At 70.7% G+C, this 16007-nt stretch carries 11 protein-coding genes; 5 read left to right on the top strand and 6 right to left on the bottom strand.

Annotation, left to right across the window (positions count from 1 at the left end):
- From ACIA8K_RS35475 to ACIA8K_RS35485, 3 genes are all read left to right on the top strand, one after another.
- Window positions 1-2127: a hypothetical protein gene (locus ACIA8K_RS35475; RefSeq protein WP_396067465.1), complete on the top strand. Its 2127-nt coding sequence runs from the start codon at window positions 1-3 to the stop codon at window positions 2125-2127.
- Entirely contained in the window at window positions 2124-5558 is a 3435-nt protein-coding gene (locus ACIA8K_RS35480) for a hypothetical protein (protein ID WP_396067468.1), read from the top strand. The genes ACIA8K_RS35475 and ACIA8K_RS35480 overlap by 4 nt, the downstream gene beginning before the upstream one ends.
- A 71-nt stretch (window positions 5559-5629) precedes the next feature.
- Window positions 5630-7057 (top strand): hypothetical protein, encoded by a 1428-nt coding sequence (locus tag ACIA8K_RS35485; protein WP_396067471.1) that lies wholly within the window; start codon window positions 5630-5632, stop codon window positions 7055-7057.
- Window positions 7058-7229: 172 nt separating this feature from the next.
- On the opposite strand, the gene ACIA8K_RS35490 is transcribed toward ACIA8K_RS35485, so the two are convergent.
- From ACIA8K_RS35490 to ACIA8K_RS35505, 4 genes are all read right to left on the bottom strand, one after another.
- Window positions 7230-7841, bottom strand: coding sequence for an SDR family NAD(P)-dependent oxidoreductase (locus ACIA8K_RS35490; protein WP_396067473.1), 612 nt, complete (start codon window positions 7839-7841; stop codon window positions 7230-7232).
- Window positions 7842-8246: 405 nt separating this feature from the next.
- Entirely contained in the window at window positions 8247-9521 is a 1275-nt protein-coding gene (locus tag ACIA8K_RS35495) for an ArgE/DapE family deacylase (protein ID WP_396067475.1), read from the bottom strand.
- Between the two features lie 274 nt (window positions 9522-9795).
- Window positions 9796-11259: a YdiU family protein gene (locus ACIA8K_RS35500; protein ID WP_396067477.1), complete on the bottom strand. Its 1464-nt coding sequence runs from the start codon at window positions 11257-11259 to the stop codon at window positions 9796-9798.
- A gap of 53 nt (window positions 11260-11312) precedes the next feature.
- Window positions 11313-11876: a TetR/AcrR family transcriptional regulator gene (locus ACIA8K_RS35505; protein WP_396067480.1), complete on the bottom strand. Its 564-nt coding sequence runs from the start codon at window positions 11874-11876 to the stop codon at window positions 11313-11315.
- A gap of 117 nt (window positions 11877-11993) precedes the next feature.
- On the opposite strand from ACIA8K_RS35505, the gene ACIA8K_RS35510 reads away from it, so the two are divergent.
- Window positions 11994-13058 carry an aldo/keto reductase gene (locus ACIA8K_RS35510; RefSeq protein ID WP_396067482.1) on the top strand — a complete coding sequence of 355 codons (1065 nt, stop codon included), beginning with the start codon at window positions 11994-11996 and terminating at the stop codon, window positions 13056-13058.
- A 115-nt stretch (window positions 13059-13173) separates the two neighbouring features.
- On the opposite strand, the gene ACIA8K_RS35515 is transcribed toward ACIA8K_RS35510, so the two are convergent.
- Window positions 13174-14208 (bottom strand): aldo/keto reductase, encoded by a 1035-nt coding sequence (locus ACIA8K_RS35515; protein WP_396067484.1) that lies wholly within the window; start codon window positions 14206-14208, stop codon window positions 13174-13176.
- 76 nt (window positions 14209-14284) lie between these two features.
- Window positions 14285-14746: a VOC family protein gene (locus ACIA8K_RS35520; RefSeq protein ID WP_396067486.1), complete on the bottom strand. Its 462-nt coding sequence runs from the start codon at window positions 14744-14746 to the stop codon at window positions 14285-14287.
- A 229-nt stretch (window positions 14747-14975) separates the two neighbouring features.
- Between ACIA8K_RS35520 and ACIA8K_RS35525 the strand changes: the two genes are divergently transcribed.
- Window positions 14976-15998, top strand: coding sequence for a helix-turn-helix transcriptional regulator (locus ACIA8K_RS35525; RefSeq protein WP_396067488.1), 1023 nt, complete (start codon window positions 14976-14978; stop codon window positions 15996-15998).
- Window positions 15999-16007 lie beyond the last annotated feature (9 nt).

Below are 16007 nucleotides of genomic sequence, written 5' to 3' on the forward strand. Positions count from 1 at the left end.
GTGAGCATCCCGCACGGCGAGCTGCACCTCGCCGACAACCTCGTACCCGCACTCGACCCCGGCGACTGGCGGATCGAGGTGACCCACACCGTCACCCTGTCCGCCGACGAGTCGCACCGCTTCACCGCCACCCGCGACCTGCTCGTGAGCGCACCGCAGTTCGTGCTTGACCCAGCTGCGGTGACCCACCTGCATCCGCCCGCCGGAAGCACCGGCCGCTTCGACGACGTCCTGCCGCACCTCGTCCTCAACGACGCCCTGCTGCCATGGGAGCGCAACATCTCCGCGGCCGGCGCGACCGGCACCGGCTACCGGACGCCCTGGGTGGCCCTACTGGTGCTGACGACCGCCGACCTTATCGGCGCGACGGAATCACCCACCCGTACCCATGTATCCACTGTGCAGGGTCTCTCCGCGGCCGAGGCGGGTGTGCTCAAGCCGGCGCCGCCGGTGACGGCCGACGTCGTCGGTTCCGCCCCGTGCGGCTACATCCAACTGTCGACCGACGCGTTCGTAGCCCGCACACCGAGGCTCGCTGACCTGCCGTACCTGGCACACACGCGCCAGGTCAGCGGTGGCACCGCCACCGACGAACCTGGAACGTTCGGCGTCGTCATCGGCAACCGGTTCCCGGCCGTACCGGCGGGCGAGCCGAGCCAGGCCTGGATCGTGCACCTGGTGTCGCTGGAGGGCATGTCGCGCTACCTGGTCGACGAACCCGATTTCGGGGCCTGCACCTCAGTCGCGCTCGTCTCATTGGCGAGTTGGACGTTCACCACGGTGCCCGACCCGACAGCCGAATTCCGGGCGCTCGCCGCGGCCCTGGCCGAACCCGCCGCGACGGACCAGTGGCTGCGACTGCCGCCCGGTGACACCGGCACTCCGGTCGCGGCCCGCATCGCCGACGGGTACGTGCCGTTGGAGTACCGGCTGCGGACCGGGGAGACCACAGTCGGTTGGTACCGAGGGCCGCTCGTTCCCCTGCGGCCCGCGGGCCGGGTCGACGTGGCGGCGTTCGACAGCGCCGACAGCGCGCTGATCTACGACCCCGAGGTCGGCATGTTCGACGCGTCGCTCGCCGCCGCATGGGAGGCGGGCCGCGGCGCGGCCCTGGCCGACCGCGTGTTCTGCCAGGACCTGTTCACCCTGCGGCGGGCGCTGCGCCGGGCCACCGACGCGATCGAACGACGGCTCGCAGGCGACACCTTCGCCGCCATGACACCGGCCGAGGCTGCCGACGGCACGGTACAACGCGAACTGCTGCACCTGTTGAGCACCGAACTGTTCGACCGGATCGGAAAGCCGCTCGGCCGATCGGTGTCCGCGCTGGTCCGCCGTACGCCCGCTGTGGACAGGACGGCGGATCTGCGGGCCCTCGTCGCCGACGTGCGCAGTGTCGCCACCGGAGCTGTACGCGCCGAACTCGACCCCGTGCTCGCCTGGATCGAACGGCTGCGGCTGCTGCATCCCGTCCCGTTCTCGGCGCTCGTGCCCGACGACCGGATGCTGCCACCGGAGTCGGTGCGGTTCTTCCACCTCGACGGCACCTGGCTTCGCGCGCTCGTCGACGGCGCGCTCAGCCTCGGTGTGCAGTCCAGTCGCGACACGGCCGTCGGCGACCTCGTCCGCGCCGGGGTGCCGACGACCGCCATGTCAGGGTTCCTGCTGCGGTCCGACCTCGTCTCGGGCTGGCCGACCCTGACCGTGCGGGGCATGATCGCGGGATCGGACATCGTGCCGACCCTGCGACTGGACCATCTCGCCCACAATGTTCTGCTCGGTGTGTTCGAGGGGACGCCCGACGAGATCGAGTTCGCCGAACCGCGCGAAGGACTGCGGTTCGGCGTCGACGGCGACTCGGTCATGCTGCGCCAACCCCGCTCCGGTACGCCGACGCCCCTCGGCGCCGAACTCGGCCGGACGCTGTCGATCCTGCCGTTCTGCCTGCGGCCCGGCGGCACCCTCGCCGTCGACCCGGCGGACCCTCACAGTGCCGTCTCCTGCGTCCGCGCCGCAGTCGGCCCACTTCTCGACGGGACACCGTTCGGTCCGGCCGACTTCGCACTCCAGATGGTCAAGGCACCGGACGCGGTCCGGTTCCGTACGCAGCCGGAGGAATCCCGATGACCGACAGCGCCGCACTCGCGGTGCCCGTGCGCGTCGAGGCGCTCGCGGTGAACCGGGGCGTCCGCGCCCGCGACCGGTTCCGCTGGTGGCAGTTCAACTACGCTGCCTTCGACTCGTTCTCCAGCCCCGAACCGCGACCCCTCGACGGATCGGACGGTGACCGGCCGCCCGGGATCTACCTGCACTGGACCCTGCCCGACGCGTTGCGCCACTGCCCGCCCGGCGGCGACTTCCCGCTGGCGCCCAACCGCTGGCTGATCGTGCGCACCTGCCGTGACGCGAAGGTCGCCGGCTGGGTGCTGGAAAGTGACTGCCCGGTGACCACCCGCGGCCCGGAACAGGGCAGCCTGTATCCGGTCGACGCTGACCTTCTCGACCGGTGGCGGCGGTCGGCCGACCCGCGCCGCAGCGACGGCGCGCGCACAAGTACCGGCACGGCCCGCCTCGGTGTCGCCGAATCCGTCGCCACCTGGACCGAACGCGCACCGACCGACCAGTTCCTGCGCGCCGTCGCGCCGGCCAACCCGGTGTTCGCCGCGTACGTCCCGCACCACCTCGGCGTGTTCGCGTTTCACGACGACCTCGCCGACGTCCCCGACGGCCCGATCAGCTACACGGTCGTCGGCTGGTACGCCGACCCCGCCGCTGACATCCTCGCGAACAGGCCTGGGTACGAAGACCTTGAGTGGACCGGCACCAGCGCCCCCGCGACATGCAGCCTGTACCACGGTGGAGTGTCCGGGGTGACGTGGGAAGCCGACGGCGAACCACCGGGAGAGCGGACCGACCCGCTCGAGGCGGTACGCGACAGCGGAGACCTCGACGTCGGCATCGGCGACACCGCCATCGACGCGTTCACCGCCCTGATCGCCGGACGCACCGGCGACACCCGGGTCGCCGAATTGCTGCGAGCGTTGCAGTACGACCTGCTGCCGCGCCTCAACGAGATCAACGGCGATGCGCTGCTCGCCGAACGCATCCGGCAGGAGGCCTTCGGATCCGCGCTTGGCGGGTACCGCTGGCGAATCGTCTCCGGCGACACGTCGGCGACCGACGCGGAACCGGCGTGGCTCGCGACGCTCAACGCCGATCAGGCCGCCCTCGACGCTGCCCTCGCCGACCTGTACGGGTTGCAGCGCGACGTTCACGACCTGTGGTTCAAACACGGATACCTTTCGGAGCACCGGGATTCGGTGCCGGCGGGCGTGGAGGACGCCGATGCCACCCTGGAGGCACTCGGCGAGGACCTCGACGCCGGCGCGGCGCGGCTGGCCGTCGCGTTCGCCCGGGTGCAGGCCCTGCGTTCCCAGGTGCCACAGCCGACGGACAACACCGACCTGCAGCGGGCGCTCACCGACGGGATCCTCGCGTTCGCCATCCGCAAGGGACTCGACACGGCGACGAAGACCCTGCGGGCCGACGCCGCACCGCGCTACTGGCACCCCACCGACCCGGTGGTGCTCGTCTCGGGCGTCGAGCCGCCTCCGTCAGCTGTGTCCGACGGCCCGCTCACGGTGCGCAGCACCGACGCGGTTGTCACCGAGGTGGTTGTCGACGGGCAGGTGATCGACGCGCGGGCCGTCGCCGCGCTCACCGACACGCTCGGCCCGCTCGACGCCCTGCCGGACGGCGTCTCGCCATTGGTGATCGAGGCGTTCCTCCTGGATCCCCTGAACGCCGGCGTGATCGCCGCCGCAACAGGCATCGATGCCGGTGCGCTGCCGGCACCGCAACCGTGGCACCAGCCGTGGCAGCCGCTGTTCGTCGAATGGTCGGCGCGCTACCACCACGTGCCGTTCGACGACGGCGCCTGGACGTTCGACGGCAGCGAGCATCGCCTCACCGGCACGCCGCCGCAGACCGAACCGCGCGACCTCAGCGGCATCTCGCTCTTGAGCCCCCATCCGGGGACGCTGTTCGGTGCCCGGCTGACCGAGTTCGTACGCCAATACGGCACCGCCGAGCACCTCGCCGCCCTCGACGGCTGGCTCGCGGGCGTCGGCAGGCGATACCTGGCGCAGGAACTGACCGGGTTCTCCGACTCCCTCGCCCTGCGCGACGTCCGGGCGCACCGTCGGCCCGGCCCGGCCGACACCGCCGGCGGTCTGCCGCTGAGCGTGCTGACCGGGTACGACGACCCCGGCACCCCGCCGGAGTACCGGCTGCCGGCGGCCGCCACCAACCGGGTGACCACGGTGCCGCTGCTGCCGACGGGTCCGCCGCCGCGCTTCCACGACCTGCGGCAAGGGCTGGCGTACCTGACTCAGCTCACCGTCTACGACAGGTTCGGCCGGGTGCTGACCGTCGTCGCGCCCGGGGAGTCCAGCGGCCTGTTCGACTACCGCAACGTCGAGGTCCACATCGACGAGGCGCTGCGCCCCGAACGCGACTTCGGCCTGGGCGTCGCATCGGTGCTGCGGCTGCCGCCACGCCTGACCCAGGCCGCCCGGCTCGATGTGAGCTTCGTCGACGACACCCCGGTCGGTGGCTGGCTGCTGCCGAGCCACCTCGACCGGAGCCTGCTGCTGTTCGCACCCGACGGCACCGCGCTGGGGGAGTACCGGATACTGGCCGGCGCCGGCGGAACCCGGACACCTGGCTGGCAGCCGCCGCCGCACAGCGACGTCGACCTCGACCGGGTCCGGCGGGACGCGCCACACCTGCACGCCCTGATCACGGGAAGCGGCCTCGCCACCGAAGCGGGCCTGACGGAGTTCCTGGCGGCCATCGATGAAACACTGTGGACCACCGAGCCGCTCGGCGATCGCGCGGATCAGACGATGTCGGTGCTCATCGGGCGTCCCCTCGCGTTGCTCCGCACCCGCCTGCGGTTCGAACTCGACGGCGCCGCGCACCGGGACCCCGGCTGGACCAGTTCCGGAGATCCGGCACTGCTCGGGCACGACTTTCCCGTGCGGCTCGGCGACCGGGCCACGCGCGAAGACGGGGTGATCGGGTACTTCGCGGGATCCGACTACGGCGTCTTCCACGCGGTGACCTCGCCCGGCTCGGTCTTCGTGCGTGGCAACGACCCCGTACCCCTGAGCTTTCGTTCGGAGGCTTTCGTGACGATCGTCGCCGATCCGCGCGCGGCCGTACACGCCTACACCGGCATCCTCCCAGTGAAACGGTGCGACCTCCCGGCCGCGTGGGTCGACCCGGCGCTGGCCCGGATGGAGATCAGCTTCAGGGTCGGCCCGTTGCTGACCCGGGCCGGCCCGTCGCCGCAACCGACAGCGCAATACCCCACGGCCGTCGAGTACCGGGCACCGGCCGTGCAGGGCGGCGCCTGGTCGTGGTGGGAACGCACGCCCGACGGCACTGCCTGGACCGGCAACGACCTCGAACCCGCCGAACCCGAAGCGCGGCTGCCTCAGCCGACAGTGACCCTGCACGAGGGTCTGCTCCAGCTCTCCGCCGACGAAAGGTAACCGTGGCACCGCTTCCCCTTCTCCTGACTTACGAACCGCCGGCACCGGTCGCTACCGGCGCCGACGGATCCGTGACGGTCGTGGTGACCACCGACGGCACCGTCTACTGCGACCGGATCACCTTCCTGGTTCCGATCGGCACCGCCGCCACCGATCTGTTCGACGGGCCGGTCCACGCCTCCGCGTTCGGCGGCGACGGCGTGTGGCTCCCCGAGACCGCACGCGTCCAGACGCCGGGCAGCTTCGCGTTCACCTGCACCAACAGCGCGTACTACCGGATGGGATATCCGCTGAAGTTCGTGCTCAGCGGCACCGTCAATGACACGGCCGGCACCGCCACCATCGGCATCCGCGACAACTCGGGCGACACGGATGAGGACATGACACCACGGGCCGGCGACGTCACCGCCGCCAAGAGCGCACCACAGTTCACCCTCACCAACTTCTACGCGACAAAGCCGGAGAACCATTCGACACCGATCAGTGACTTCAACGCCGATGTGAAGGTACGGCTCGCGTGGGAGAGCACCGGCACGTACTTCCGGCTGTACCAAGCCGGCGACCCGACTCCGGTCTACGAAGGCTCCGGCACGACGTGGACGATCGACGGCGGGCTGACCCGCGACACCACGTTCGTGCTCGCCGCGCAACAGGCCGACGCGACGTTGTACGACTCGATCAGCCTCACCGTGTCCGACCCCACCCTGGACCGTCTCACCGTCGGGGAGAACGGCCTGACCGTCGGTGGTTACACCCGCCTGGCCGACGTCCGGTTCGGCGGCGGCAGCGGTGACAGCGTCGGCGCCACGACCGTCACCGCGACGGAGAACCTCCACGCCGGCACGGCGACAGTGCTTGGCGACCTGAGCGCGCAGCACGGCAACGTCGCGGTGACGGCGGTGACCGACACTTTTGCCGGTGTGCAGGTGAAGGGCCTGGCCAACGCCGACGCGCTGCTGTCGAGTTATGCGCTCGTGGCGAAGGAGTTCTACGCGCTCACCGCCACCATGAACATCATGGGCACCTATCCGACCGGTCCCTACGCGTCCGGCTACAACTTCTCCGGCACGGCGGTCGCCACGACCGATGGCTTCCTCGTCTTCGTCATCAACGGCGCGTCACAGCCCGACCTGCGGTGCTTCGCCTACGCGCGGATCGACTTCAGCCCGACGGTATCGGTGTGGTCGCAGGGCGGCACCGTCAACTCGCACGGCCGTAACTACAACAACCCGTCAACGATGACGCTGCCGATCAAGGCCGGAAGTTCGTTCACGTACACGTTCTCCAACAACGGCGACAACGAGGTGAACACCGTCGGCCAGTTGTACTTCTTCCCGTTCGGCGCCGGGCAGTTGGAGGCGAATCCGCAGCAGAGTTCCTCCCGGCCCGGCAGGGAACAGACCGCGCAGACGTTCGTGCGTACGCTGGAGAACGGCTTCGGGACTGCTCTGCCGGACGACACCCGGGCGGCGCTGACCGCGTTGCTGCTGGAGTTGTAGGCGACGGACATTCACTGTGTGCTGTCCGGGCATGGCTATTCACGACCCGTACCGCGAAATAGAGGTCAGGGAATTGGTTGCAGGCCGGCCGCGGTGAGGAGATAGGCCGGGGAAATCGCCGGGGTGGGCATGGCCAGCAGGGCGGTGACCGCGGTTCCGGCGCCCTCGGGCGTCAGCGGTCGCCGAGCCGGGCGCGGTAGTCCTGTTCGGACAGTCCGGAGCGGTCGGCGTAGGCCTGGACGGCGGTGCGGCCGAGGGCGGTCAGCGGGGTGAGGCGCGGGAGTACGGCGGTGAAGCTGAGGCCGAGGCCGAGACGGTCCGCCTCCTGCTGGGCGTATCCGGTGATGAGGCGCTGGGTGGCCTTGGCGCCGGCGTAGCCACCGCTGAGCGGGGAGCCGTTGATCGCGGCGCCGCTGCTGATCACCACCACCCGGCTGCCGGGGCGGAGCGGGAGCAGCAGGGCCGCGCGGAGCCACTCGAAGGTGATCCGGACGTCGGCGTGCCAGTTGACCGAGAAGGTCTCCCAGGTGTGTTCGGGCAGCGTCATCATCTGTGGGCTGGCCCCGGCGACCAGCACGAGTGCGCCCGGCTGGTGCTTCGTGAGCAGGCGCCGGGCCGTGTCCGCGTCGGTGGCGTCGGCCACCTCCTCGGCCGGCTTGCCGCTGCTCGTCCGGCTCAGTGGCACCACGTCATGGCCGGTGTCCGCAAGCGCGGCGGCGATGCCCCGGCCGAGGCCCCGGCTGGCGCCGACCACAAGGGCCGTGCGGTTCTCCGATGTCGTCATGGTGGGGTAGACGACGAGACTTCTCGAAAATGGTCGGCCGGGAGCGACCAGTTTCGGCGTCCGCCGGTGTCTTAACAGGTGTGATCGACGAATTGCTTGGGCGGGCCCGGTCCGGCGACCGGGACGCGTTCGCCTGATTCCGGTTCGGGCCAACCGCCAGCCCGGCTGGGGAGAATATGCCCGCGATCCGGTGACCGGCCGGCTCCACCTGGTCGGTGTCCTGATCGCCGGTCTCTCCGGCGGCCGGATCGCCGAACTCACCCGGTTCGAGACGGCGGTGGCGCCCTGACTCGGGCTGCCCCGCCTCCTGACCGGCGACGCCTGACGACGGAGCACGCGGTCTCCCCGTCCACTCGGGGCGCGGCCGGTTACCCGACCGCAACGGCCTGGCCCGAGAAGAAGCGCCTACCGGGTGCCGGCCGTGCGCAGGGTGGCCAGCACCAGCGCCCGGGTCACCGTCACCACCTCACTCAACCGCACCTGCTCCCGCGGCCCGTGGGCCAGTCGCACGTCACCGGGCCCGTACTGCAGCGTCGGAATCCCCGCCCCGGCATAGAGCCGCAGGTCGCTGCCGTACGGCGCGCCCCGCTCCGGCGGCCGCGGCTCACCTGTGACGTCCGCGTGCGCGCCCCCGACAAGCGCGGCCAGCGGATGCCCGGCCGCCAGCCGGCCACTTGCGAACTGCCCACCGGGCCAGGTCACAGTGGCCGGGTGGTCGCGCAGCCAGGGGTCAGCCGCACAGGCCTCGGCGACGCACGCGGCCAGGTCGGCGCGGGCCTCCTCCGGGTCCTCGCCGAGCCGTACCCCGAGCCGCCCCTCGGCCACCAGCAGGTCCGGCACGCTGCTGGCCCAGTCACCGGCCCGGACGGTGCCGACCGACAGCGGATAGGGCACGGGGTACTCGTCCCACATCGGCCCGGCCCCGGTGTTGCGGCGCGCCTCCAGCCGGGCCAGCGCCTGATGGATCGGCAGGTAGGCGTCGATGGCGCTGACCCCGGCGTACCGGGTGCTGCCGTGGGTGGCCTTCCCGGGCACCTCGATCCGGAAGGTCAGCGCCCCGGCGTTCGCGATCATCAGCGTGCCGCCGGTCGGCTCGGCGATGATGCAGGCATCGCCCCGGTGGCCGCGGGCCAGCGTGCCGAACGCGCCGAGCCCGCCGTCCTCCTCGCTCACCACGAAGTGGGCGGCGACCCGCCCGTGCAGCCGGACCCCCGCAGCGCGGATCGCGGCCAGCGCGGCCAGGATCGCGACCACGCCGGCCTTCATGTCGCAGGCGCCCCGGGCGTGCACCACGTCGCCGTCGAGCCGCGGCCGGAACGGGTCGCCCGCCCACCGCGCCGGGTCACCCGGCGGTACGACGTCGACGTGCCCCTGGAGGATCAGGCTCGGCCCGTCGGTGCCCGGCCGGGTGCCGCCGACCAGCCCCCACGCCTCGGTACGCGGCGCCTCGCCGCCGGGGAAGCCGGGGTCGGCACGCAGCGCGGCCAGGTCCATCGCCCACAGGTCGACGTCGAGATCAAGCCGCTCGAGGTGCCGGGCCAGCCGGTGCTGCAGGTCGGACTCGGCGTCGCTGCCCGTCACGCTGGGCACGGCGAGCAGGTTCAGCAGCGTCCGGCCGATCTCCGCCTCGTCGACCGCGGCAAGCGCGGAGGCCTCCACGTCGCTGATGTTCGCAGTCATCGCCGCACCGCCCCGATCGTGGCGGCCCGCCCGCCAGAGCCATAAGGTAAGGCTGCGGGCGGCCCCGGGCAATCGCCGTTCCAGTCAAGACCGGCCGCGGAGAGCTGCCAAGCCGCCCAGCACAAGCACGGCGGTCGCCGCGGCGGCTGGCAGAGCATGACGACGCTTCATAAGATCTCCCGCAGCACTAAATACTGAAGTACGTCATTGTCTACCGTCAGGGCTACGCGGGCGAGTAGCCGGGGTGCAACGATCTCCGTCCACACCGGCCTTGTCAGGTGCCGCAGAAGGTCCGGTAAGTGCCGAAGTCGGGCGCTGCCGCAGCGGCGTACCGCTCGAGGCCGGGACGCTCGTCGTACGGTGCGGTGACGGCATCGAGCAGTCGTGAGAGTGGGCTCAGATCGCCGTCGACAGCGGCTGTCAGGGTCTCTTCGACCAGGTGATTGCGGGGGATGTACAGCGGGTTGACCCGGTCCATCGCGTCGGCGTCCGGACCCAGGGCCCGCCAGTGCGCCGTCCACTCGTCGATCCGCGCCGGGTCGGTGAAGAGGTGCCGGATCGGTGCGGTGTCGCCGCGCCCGGCAGCGGCGAGCGCGCGGAAGAATGACGTGTAGTCGACGTGGTGCGCCTGGAGCAGGCCGAGCAACTGCGCTGTCAGCGGCGAGACGACCGCCTCGTCGGCATCGCCGGGCAGGCCGAGCTTGGCCCGCATGCCGGCTGACCAGGCGGCGTCGTACCGCGGGCGGAATTTTTCCAGCGCCGACATCGCGAGCGCGACAGCGTGTTTCCCGTCGGCGTGCAGCAGCGGGAGGACGGCTTCGGCGAGCCGGGCGAGGTTCCACTCGGCCACCGCCGGCTGGTTGCCGTAGGCGTAGCGGCCGCTGTGGTCGATCGAGCTGTAGACGGTGTCCGGATCGAAGGCGTTGATGAACGCGCACGGCCCGTAATCGATGGTCTCGCCGGAGATCGTCATGTTGTCGGTGTTCATGACCCCGTGCACGAACCCGGCGAGCATCCACTGGGCCACCAGGGACGCCTGGGCGTCGACCACCGCTTCGAACAGGGCGAGACAGGGGTTCTCGGCCTCCGCGGCGGCCGGGTGGTGCCGGCTGATCGCGTGGTCGGCGAGGCGCCGAAGAAGATCAACATCGCCGGTGGTACGTGCGTACTCGAAGCTCCCGACGCGCAGATGGCTGCTGGCGACCCGGGCGAGCACCGCTCCCGGCAATCCGGTCTCTCGGTGCACCGTGCGCCCGGTCGCCACAACGGCGAGGGAGCGGGTGGTGGGGATGCCGAGGGCGTGCATGGCGTTGCTGACGATGTACTCGCGCAGCATCGGGCCGACCGTGGCCAGGCCGTCGCCACCGCGGGCGAACGGTGTGCGCCCGGAGCCCTTCAGGTGCAGGTCACGTACGCGGCCGTGGGCGTCGACCAGCTCGCCGAGCAGGAGCGCACGGCCGTCACCGAGGCGCGGGCTGAACCCGCCGAACTGGTGACCGGAGTATGCCTGTGCCACAGGTGTCGCCCCCACCGGGACGGTGGTGCCGACAAGCATGCCCACGCCCTGCGGGCTGCGCAGTTCGGCGACGTCCAGGCCGAGTTCGCCGGCAAGATCCTCATCGAGTACGAGCAGCCGGGCGTCCGGAACCGGCTCGGCCTGCCAGGAGACCGCCATCTCCGGTAGATCACGGGCGAAGCGACGGTCCAGGGCGGCGGTGGACAGCGGGGTGACACTCACCCACCGAGGCTACCCGCAGGTCCCGGCCCCGATGGAGATGGCAGACGGACTGTTCAGCGCGCTCTGAGCCCGTCGACGATGATGGTGAGCATGCGTTCGAGCCGGGCGTGCTGGTCCGGTCCGCCTGCCACGGAGAGCACGCCGGCGAGGATGCCGCCGACGTCGACCGGGTCGATGTCGGCGCGCAGTTCCCCTGCCTCGGCGCCCGCCGCGAGCACCATTCCCAGGATCTGCTGGACCTCGTCGCAGACCGGGCCGGTGCCGAAACGTCCGGAAGCGCTCATGGCAACCAGGGCGTCGCAGATGCCGCGACGTTCGCCCGCCCACTCGGCGAAGCGGCGCATCCAGGCGTGCAGAGCCTCGGCGGGCCGCTCGGTGGCCAGGAAGGCCTGTGCGTCCTGGCGCAGCGGGCGGATCTGGTCCCGGTAGACCTCTTCCACCAGGTCTTCCCGGGTGGGGAAGTGGCGGTAGAGGGTGGCGTTGCCCACCCCTGCGCGTTTGGCGATCGCGTCCAGAGAGGTCACCTGCCCGGAGGCGAAGGCCTCGGCGGCGGTGGCGATCAGGTGTGCGCGGTTGCGCTGGGCATCGGCCCGCAGAGTGGTTGACCGGGGAGTCATGGGCGCTCGCAATCGCTGGTCCGGCTCGACGGTGAGGAGCCAATCGGGGACATCCCCGTTTAGTGTACGGTGGCCTAAGCGGGGAACTCCCCGTTAATTGGAGATCAGGAGCAGCACATGTCACTCACCCTCGACACCTACCGGCAGCTGGGGCGCTCCGGCCTGCGGATCTCACCGCTCGCGCTGGGCGCGGCCACCTTCGGCAACGAGTGGGGCTGGGGGGCCGAGCAGGACGAGGCCCGGAAGCTGTTCGATCTCTACGTCGAGCGCGGTGGGAACGTCATCGACACGGCGGTCACCTATACCAACGGCACGTCGGAGCGCATGATCGGCGAGTTCGCCAAGGGCCGGCGCGACGGTCTCGTGCTGGCCACGAAGTACACGACCCTGCGCCGGCCGAACGACCCCAACTCCGGAGGTGCCGGCCGCAAGAGCCTGTTCGGGGCGGTCGAGACCAGCCTGCGACAGTTGAACACCGACTACATCGACCTTCTCTACCTCCACGTGTGGGATCCCACCACACCCGTGGAGGAGATCCTGCGTGGACTGGACGACCTGGTCCGGCAGGGCAAGATCCTGTACGTGGCCGTTTCCAACACCCCGGCCTGGCAGGTCTCCCGCATGCAGACGATCGCCGACCTGAGGGGCTGGTCGCCGCTTGTGGCGCTACAGCTGGAGTACAACCTGGTGGAGCGGACCGGTGAGCGGGACCTCATTCCGATGGCGCAGGAGCTGGGGTTGGGCACCGTGCTGTGGTCGCCGTTGGCGGGAGGAGTGCTCACCGGCAAATACAGCCGTGCGGACCTGACCACCCCGCCGAACCACGACAGTGGCAGCGTCCGGAAGGCCTTCAACGTGGCCCTCGGGAGCGTGACCGAGCGCAACCTGGCCATCGCGGACGTGGTCGCGGAGGTCGCCGGGGAGTTGGGCTGTACCCCGGCTCAGGTCGCGCTCGCCTGGACCCTGCAGAACCCGGGGGTGACAGCGCCGGTCATCGGGGCCCGGACCACCGAGCAACTGCGGGAGAACCTGGGAGCCCTGGAAGTCGACCTCGGCCCGTCGCATCTTGGCCGCCTGAACGAGGTGAGCGCGATCGACCTCGGCTTCCCCCATGCGATGCTCGCAAGTGACCACATCCGCGTGCAGACCCGCGGCGACCTGACAATCCAAGCCCGCCGCTGATCGGACGTGGTGCACGGCGGGCCGTACAGCCGAAGCACGTGAGGTCTCTCGCTGGGGGCGAGGGGGAACTTCACCCTCGCCTCCACAGCGGGTGTGGTGGCCGGGCGCGGGTGGGTCAGGCGGCGGCGCGGTCGCTTGTGCGGCGGCGGCGCCGGTCGGTGTGTTCAAGAGCGGGCGGTGTGTAGGCGATGTCGAGAGTGCCGGGGTTGGTTCCCGGCGCGACGACCTCATCGATCCGGTCGAGGGTGTCGTCGTCGAGAGTGGCTCCGGCGCCGGCGAGCAGGTTGTCGAGGTGCGCCATGGTGCGGGGGCCGATGATCGCCGAGGTGACCGCGGGGTGGCTGACGACGAACGCCAGGGCCAGATTGGTGAGTGACAGTCCGGCGTCGTCGGCGATCGGTGCCAGTCGTTCGACGGCCGCGTGGTTGCGGGGGTCCGTCATGTGCCGGGGCACCCAGTGCATACGCCCGGTGGAGGGTTGTTCACCACCCGGGCGGAAGCGGCCGGTGAGCAGGCCCGACGCGAGAGGACTCCAGGTCAGCACGCCCATCCCGTAGCGTTCGCAGACCGGAAGGACGTCGCGTTCGATACCGCGGTTGAGGATGGAGTACGTCGGCTGCTCGGTGCGGAACCGTGCCAGCCCTCGTCGGTCGGCGGTCCACTGGGCTTCCACGATCTCGGCGGCCGGCATGTTGGAGTGGCCGATCGCGCGGATCTTGCCCGCGCGCATCAGGTCGGTGAGGGCGGCGAGGGTCTCCTCGATGTCGGTGCCGGGTTCGGGGTGGTGGACCTGGTAGAGGTCGATGTGATCGACGCCGAGACGCCGCAGCGAGTCCTCGAGCGCGGTGACGATCCAGCGCCGGGAACTGCCGCGCCGGTTCAGGTCAGTGCCCATTGCGCCGTTGAACTTGGTGGCAAGTACGACATCGTCGCGGCGGCCTTTCAGGGCTTTGCCGACGATGCGTTCGGTCTCGCCGTCGCCGCCGTACACGTCTGCGGTGTCGATGACGTTGATGCCGGCATCCAGGGCCCGGTGGATGATCGCGGCGCAGTCGTCGGGGTCGGGATTGCCGAACGGGCCGAACATCATGGTGCCCAGGCAGTAGGGGCTGACCTGGATGCCGGTGCGACCGAGGGGGCGCATGCGCATGTGCTTTTCCTTCGCGGGACGGTGGCGGTCCGGGGTGGCCTGGCTCGGCGACCCCGGACCGCGGAGGTGGGATCGGTCAGCCGGCGTAGGCCACGGCGACGTCGAGGATCCAGGTGACGCCGAACCGGTCGGTGAGCATCCCGAAGCCCGGCGCCCACTGCGAGGGTCCGAACTTCTCGATGATCTCGGCGCCGTCGGAGAGCTTGTCCCACAGGGCGCTGACCTCGTCGGCGGTCTCGCCGCGGACGGAGACGAAGAACCGCTCGCCGGTCAGGGTCAGGCCGTGCTCGCGGGTGGTGGTGGCGGCCGGTGCGGCGGCGGGCGCCTGACTCGGTACGTCGTAGGCCATGATCGTGAAGCCGTTGTCGGCCGTGACCTGGCCGAAGACGACCTTGTCGGCGTCGGGCAGGTCCTTGGGCATGCCGAAGTCAGCGTAGGCGACGACGGTGAGGTGGCCGCCGAAAACGGACTTGTAGAACTCCAGTGCCGCGCGGGCGTCGCCGCGGAAGTTCAGGTGCGTGCTTGTAGTGAGGGCCATGGCGTGCTCCTTGGTGTTTTCCGGGCGTGATCGGCCCGACTGACGGGAACTGAATCGTGGAATTCGGGCTGTTTCGCCTCAGATGGCCATCAGGAGGACGCTGACGATCAGGCTGCCGACGAGGGTGTAGCCGGGAGGCTCCGGCAGGGGCCGTGATGACCGGCTCGAGAACCAGACTCGCAGCAGTAGGTGACAGGGTGTGTCACCTACTGCTGGCAGAATCATTTTCATGCCGAAAACCTCCGCGCGACTGCTGGCCCTGCTGTCGTTGTTGCAGACCCGCCGGGACTGGCCGGGCACCGTGCTGGCGGACCGCCTGGACATCAGCCTGCGCACCGTGCGCCGCGACGTCGACAGGCTTCGCGAACTCGGCTACCCCATCGCCGCGGTCAAAGGCCCGGAGGGCGGTTACCGGCTCAGCGCCGGTACCGAACTGCCCCCGCTGCTGTTCGACGACGATCAGGCCGTCGCTCTCACAGTCGCTCTGCAGATCGCCGCGACGACCCAGGACAGCGGTCTCGCCGAGGACGCCGAGCGGGCGCTGAACACCATCCGCCAGGTGATGCCCTCCCGGCTACGGCACCGCATCGGCGCCCTCGACGTCATCGCCGTGCAGCGGCCCACCACCCGGTCGGCCGAACCCGTCGACGGCACCGTGCTCCTGTCCGTCAGCGCCGCCGTACGCGACCGCGAGATCCTGCGCTTCGACTACGGCTCCGACACCACGAAACCGCCGCGCCGTACCGAACCGCACCACGTGATCACCTGGGACGGAAAGTGGTACCTCATCGCGTGGGACCTGGACCGCGACGACTGGCGTACCTTCCGGGTCGACCGGATCAGCCCGCGCACCCCCAACGGGCCACGCTTCACCCCCCGCGCGCTGCCCGGCGCAGACGTCGCCGCGTACGTCACCGGCGTTTTCCGTGGTTCCGGGGACGCTTCCGGCAACTGGCCCTGCCAGGGCACGGTGATCCTCGACCTGCCGGCCACCACCGTCGCCCTCTACACCCGGGACGGCTTCATCGAGCCGATCACCCCCGACCGATGCCGGCTCACCCTCGGGTCCTGGTCCTGGACCAGCCTCGCCGCCGCCATCGCCCGCTACGACGCCGACATCGACGTCGTCGGCCCCGACGAGCTGACCGAGGCCTTCGCCCACCTCGCCCGCCGATTCACCCGCACCACAGCAGGCCGCACCACAGCGGGCCGCACCGCCGCTGCTGACCGCTGCGCGGGGCGGGTCGACTAGCCTGCCGTG

The organism is Catenuloplanes sp. NPDC051500 (assembly GCF_044454585.1).
In the GTDB taxonomy this organism is placed as follows: Bacteria; Actinomycetota; Actinomycetes; order Mycobacteriales; family Micromonosporaceae; genus Catenuloplanes.

Excerpts from the sequence above, each read along its gene's own strand:
- ACIA8K_RS35480 (WP_396067468.1), top strand. The coding sequence starts at position 2,124 with ATGACCGACAGCGCCGCACTCGCGGTGCCCGTGCGCGTCGAGGCGCTC.
- ACIA8K_RS35490 (WP_396067473.1), bottom strand. The coding sequence starts at position 7,841 with ATGACGACATCGGAGAACCGCACGGCCCTTGTGGTCGGCGCCAGCCGG.
- ACIA8K_RS35495 (WP_396067475.1), bottom strand. The coding sequence starts at position 9,521 with ATGACTGCGAACATCAGCGACGTGGAGGCCTCCGCGCTTGCCGCGGTC.
- ACIA8K_RS35505 (WP_396067480.1), bottom strand. The coding sequence starts at position 11,876 with ATGACTCCCCGGTCAACCACTCTGCGGGCCGATGCCCAGCGCAACCGC.
- ACIA8K_RS35510 (WP_396067482.1), top strand. The coding sequence starts at position 11,994 with ATGTCACTCACCCTCGACACCTACCGGCAGCTGGGGCGCTCCGGCCTG.
- ACIA8K_RS35515 (WP_396067484.1), bottom strand. The coding sequence starts at position 14,208 with ATGCGCATGCGCCCCCTCGGTCGCACCGGCATCCAGGTCAGCCCCTAC.
- ACIA8K_RS35520 (WP_396067486.1), bottom strand. The coding sequence starts at position 14,746 with ATGGCCCTCACTACAAGCACGCACCTGAACTTCCGCGGCGACGCCCGC.
- ACIA8K_RS35525 (WP_396067488.1), top strand. The coding sequence starts at position 14,976 with ATGCCGAAAACCTCCGCGCGACTGCTGGCCCTGCTGTCGTTGTTGCAG.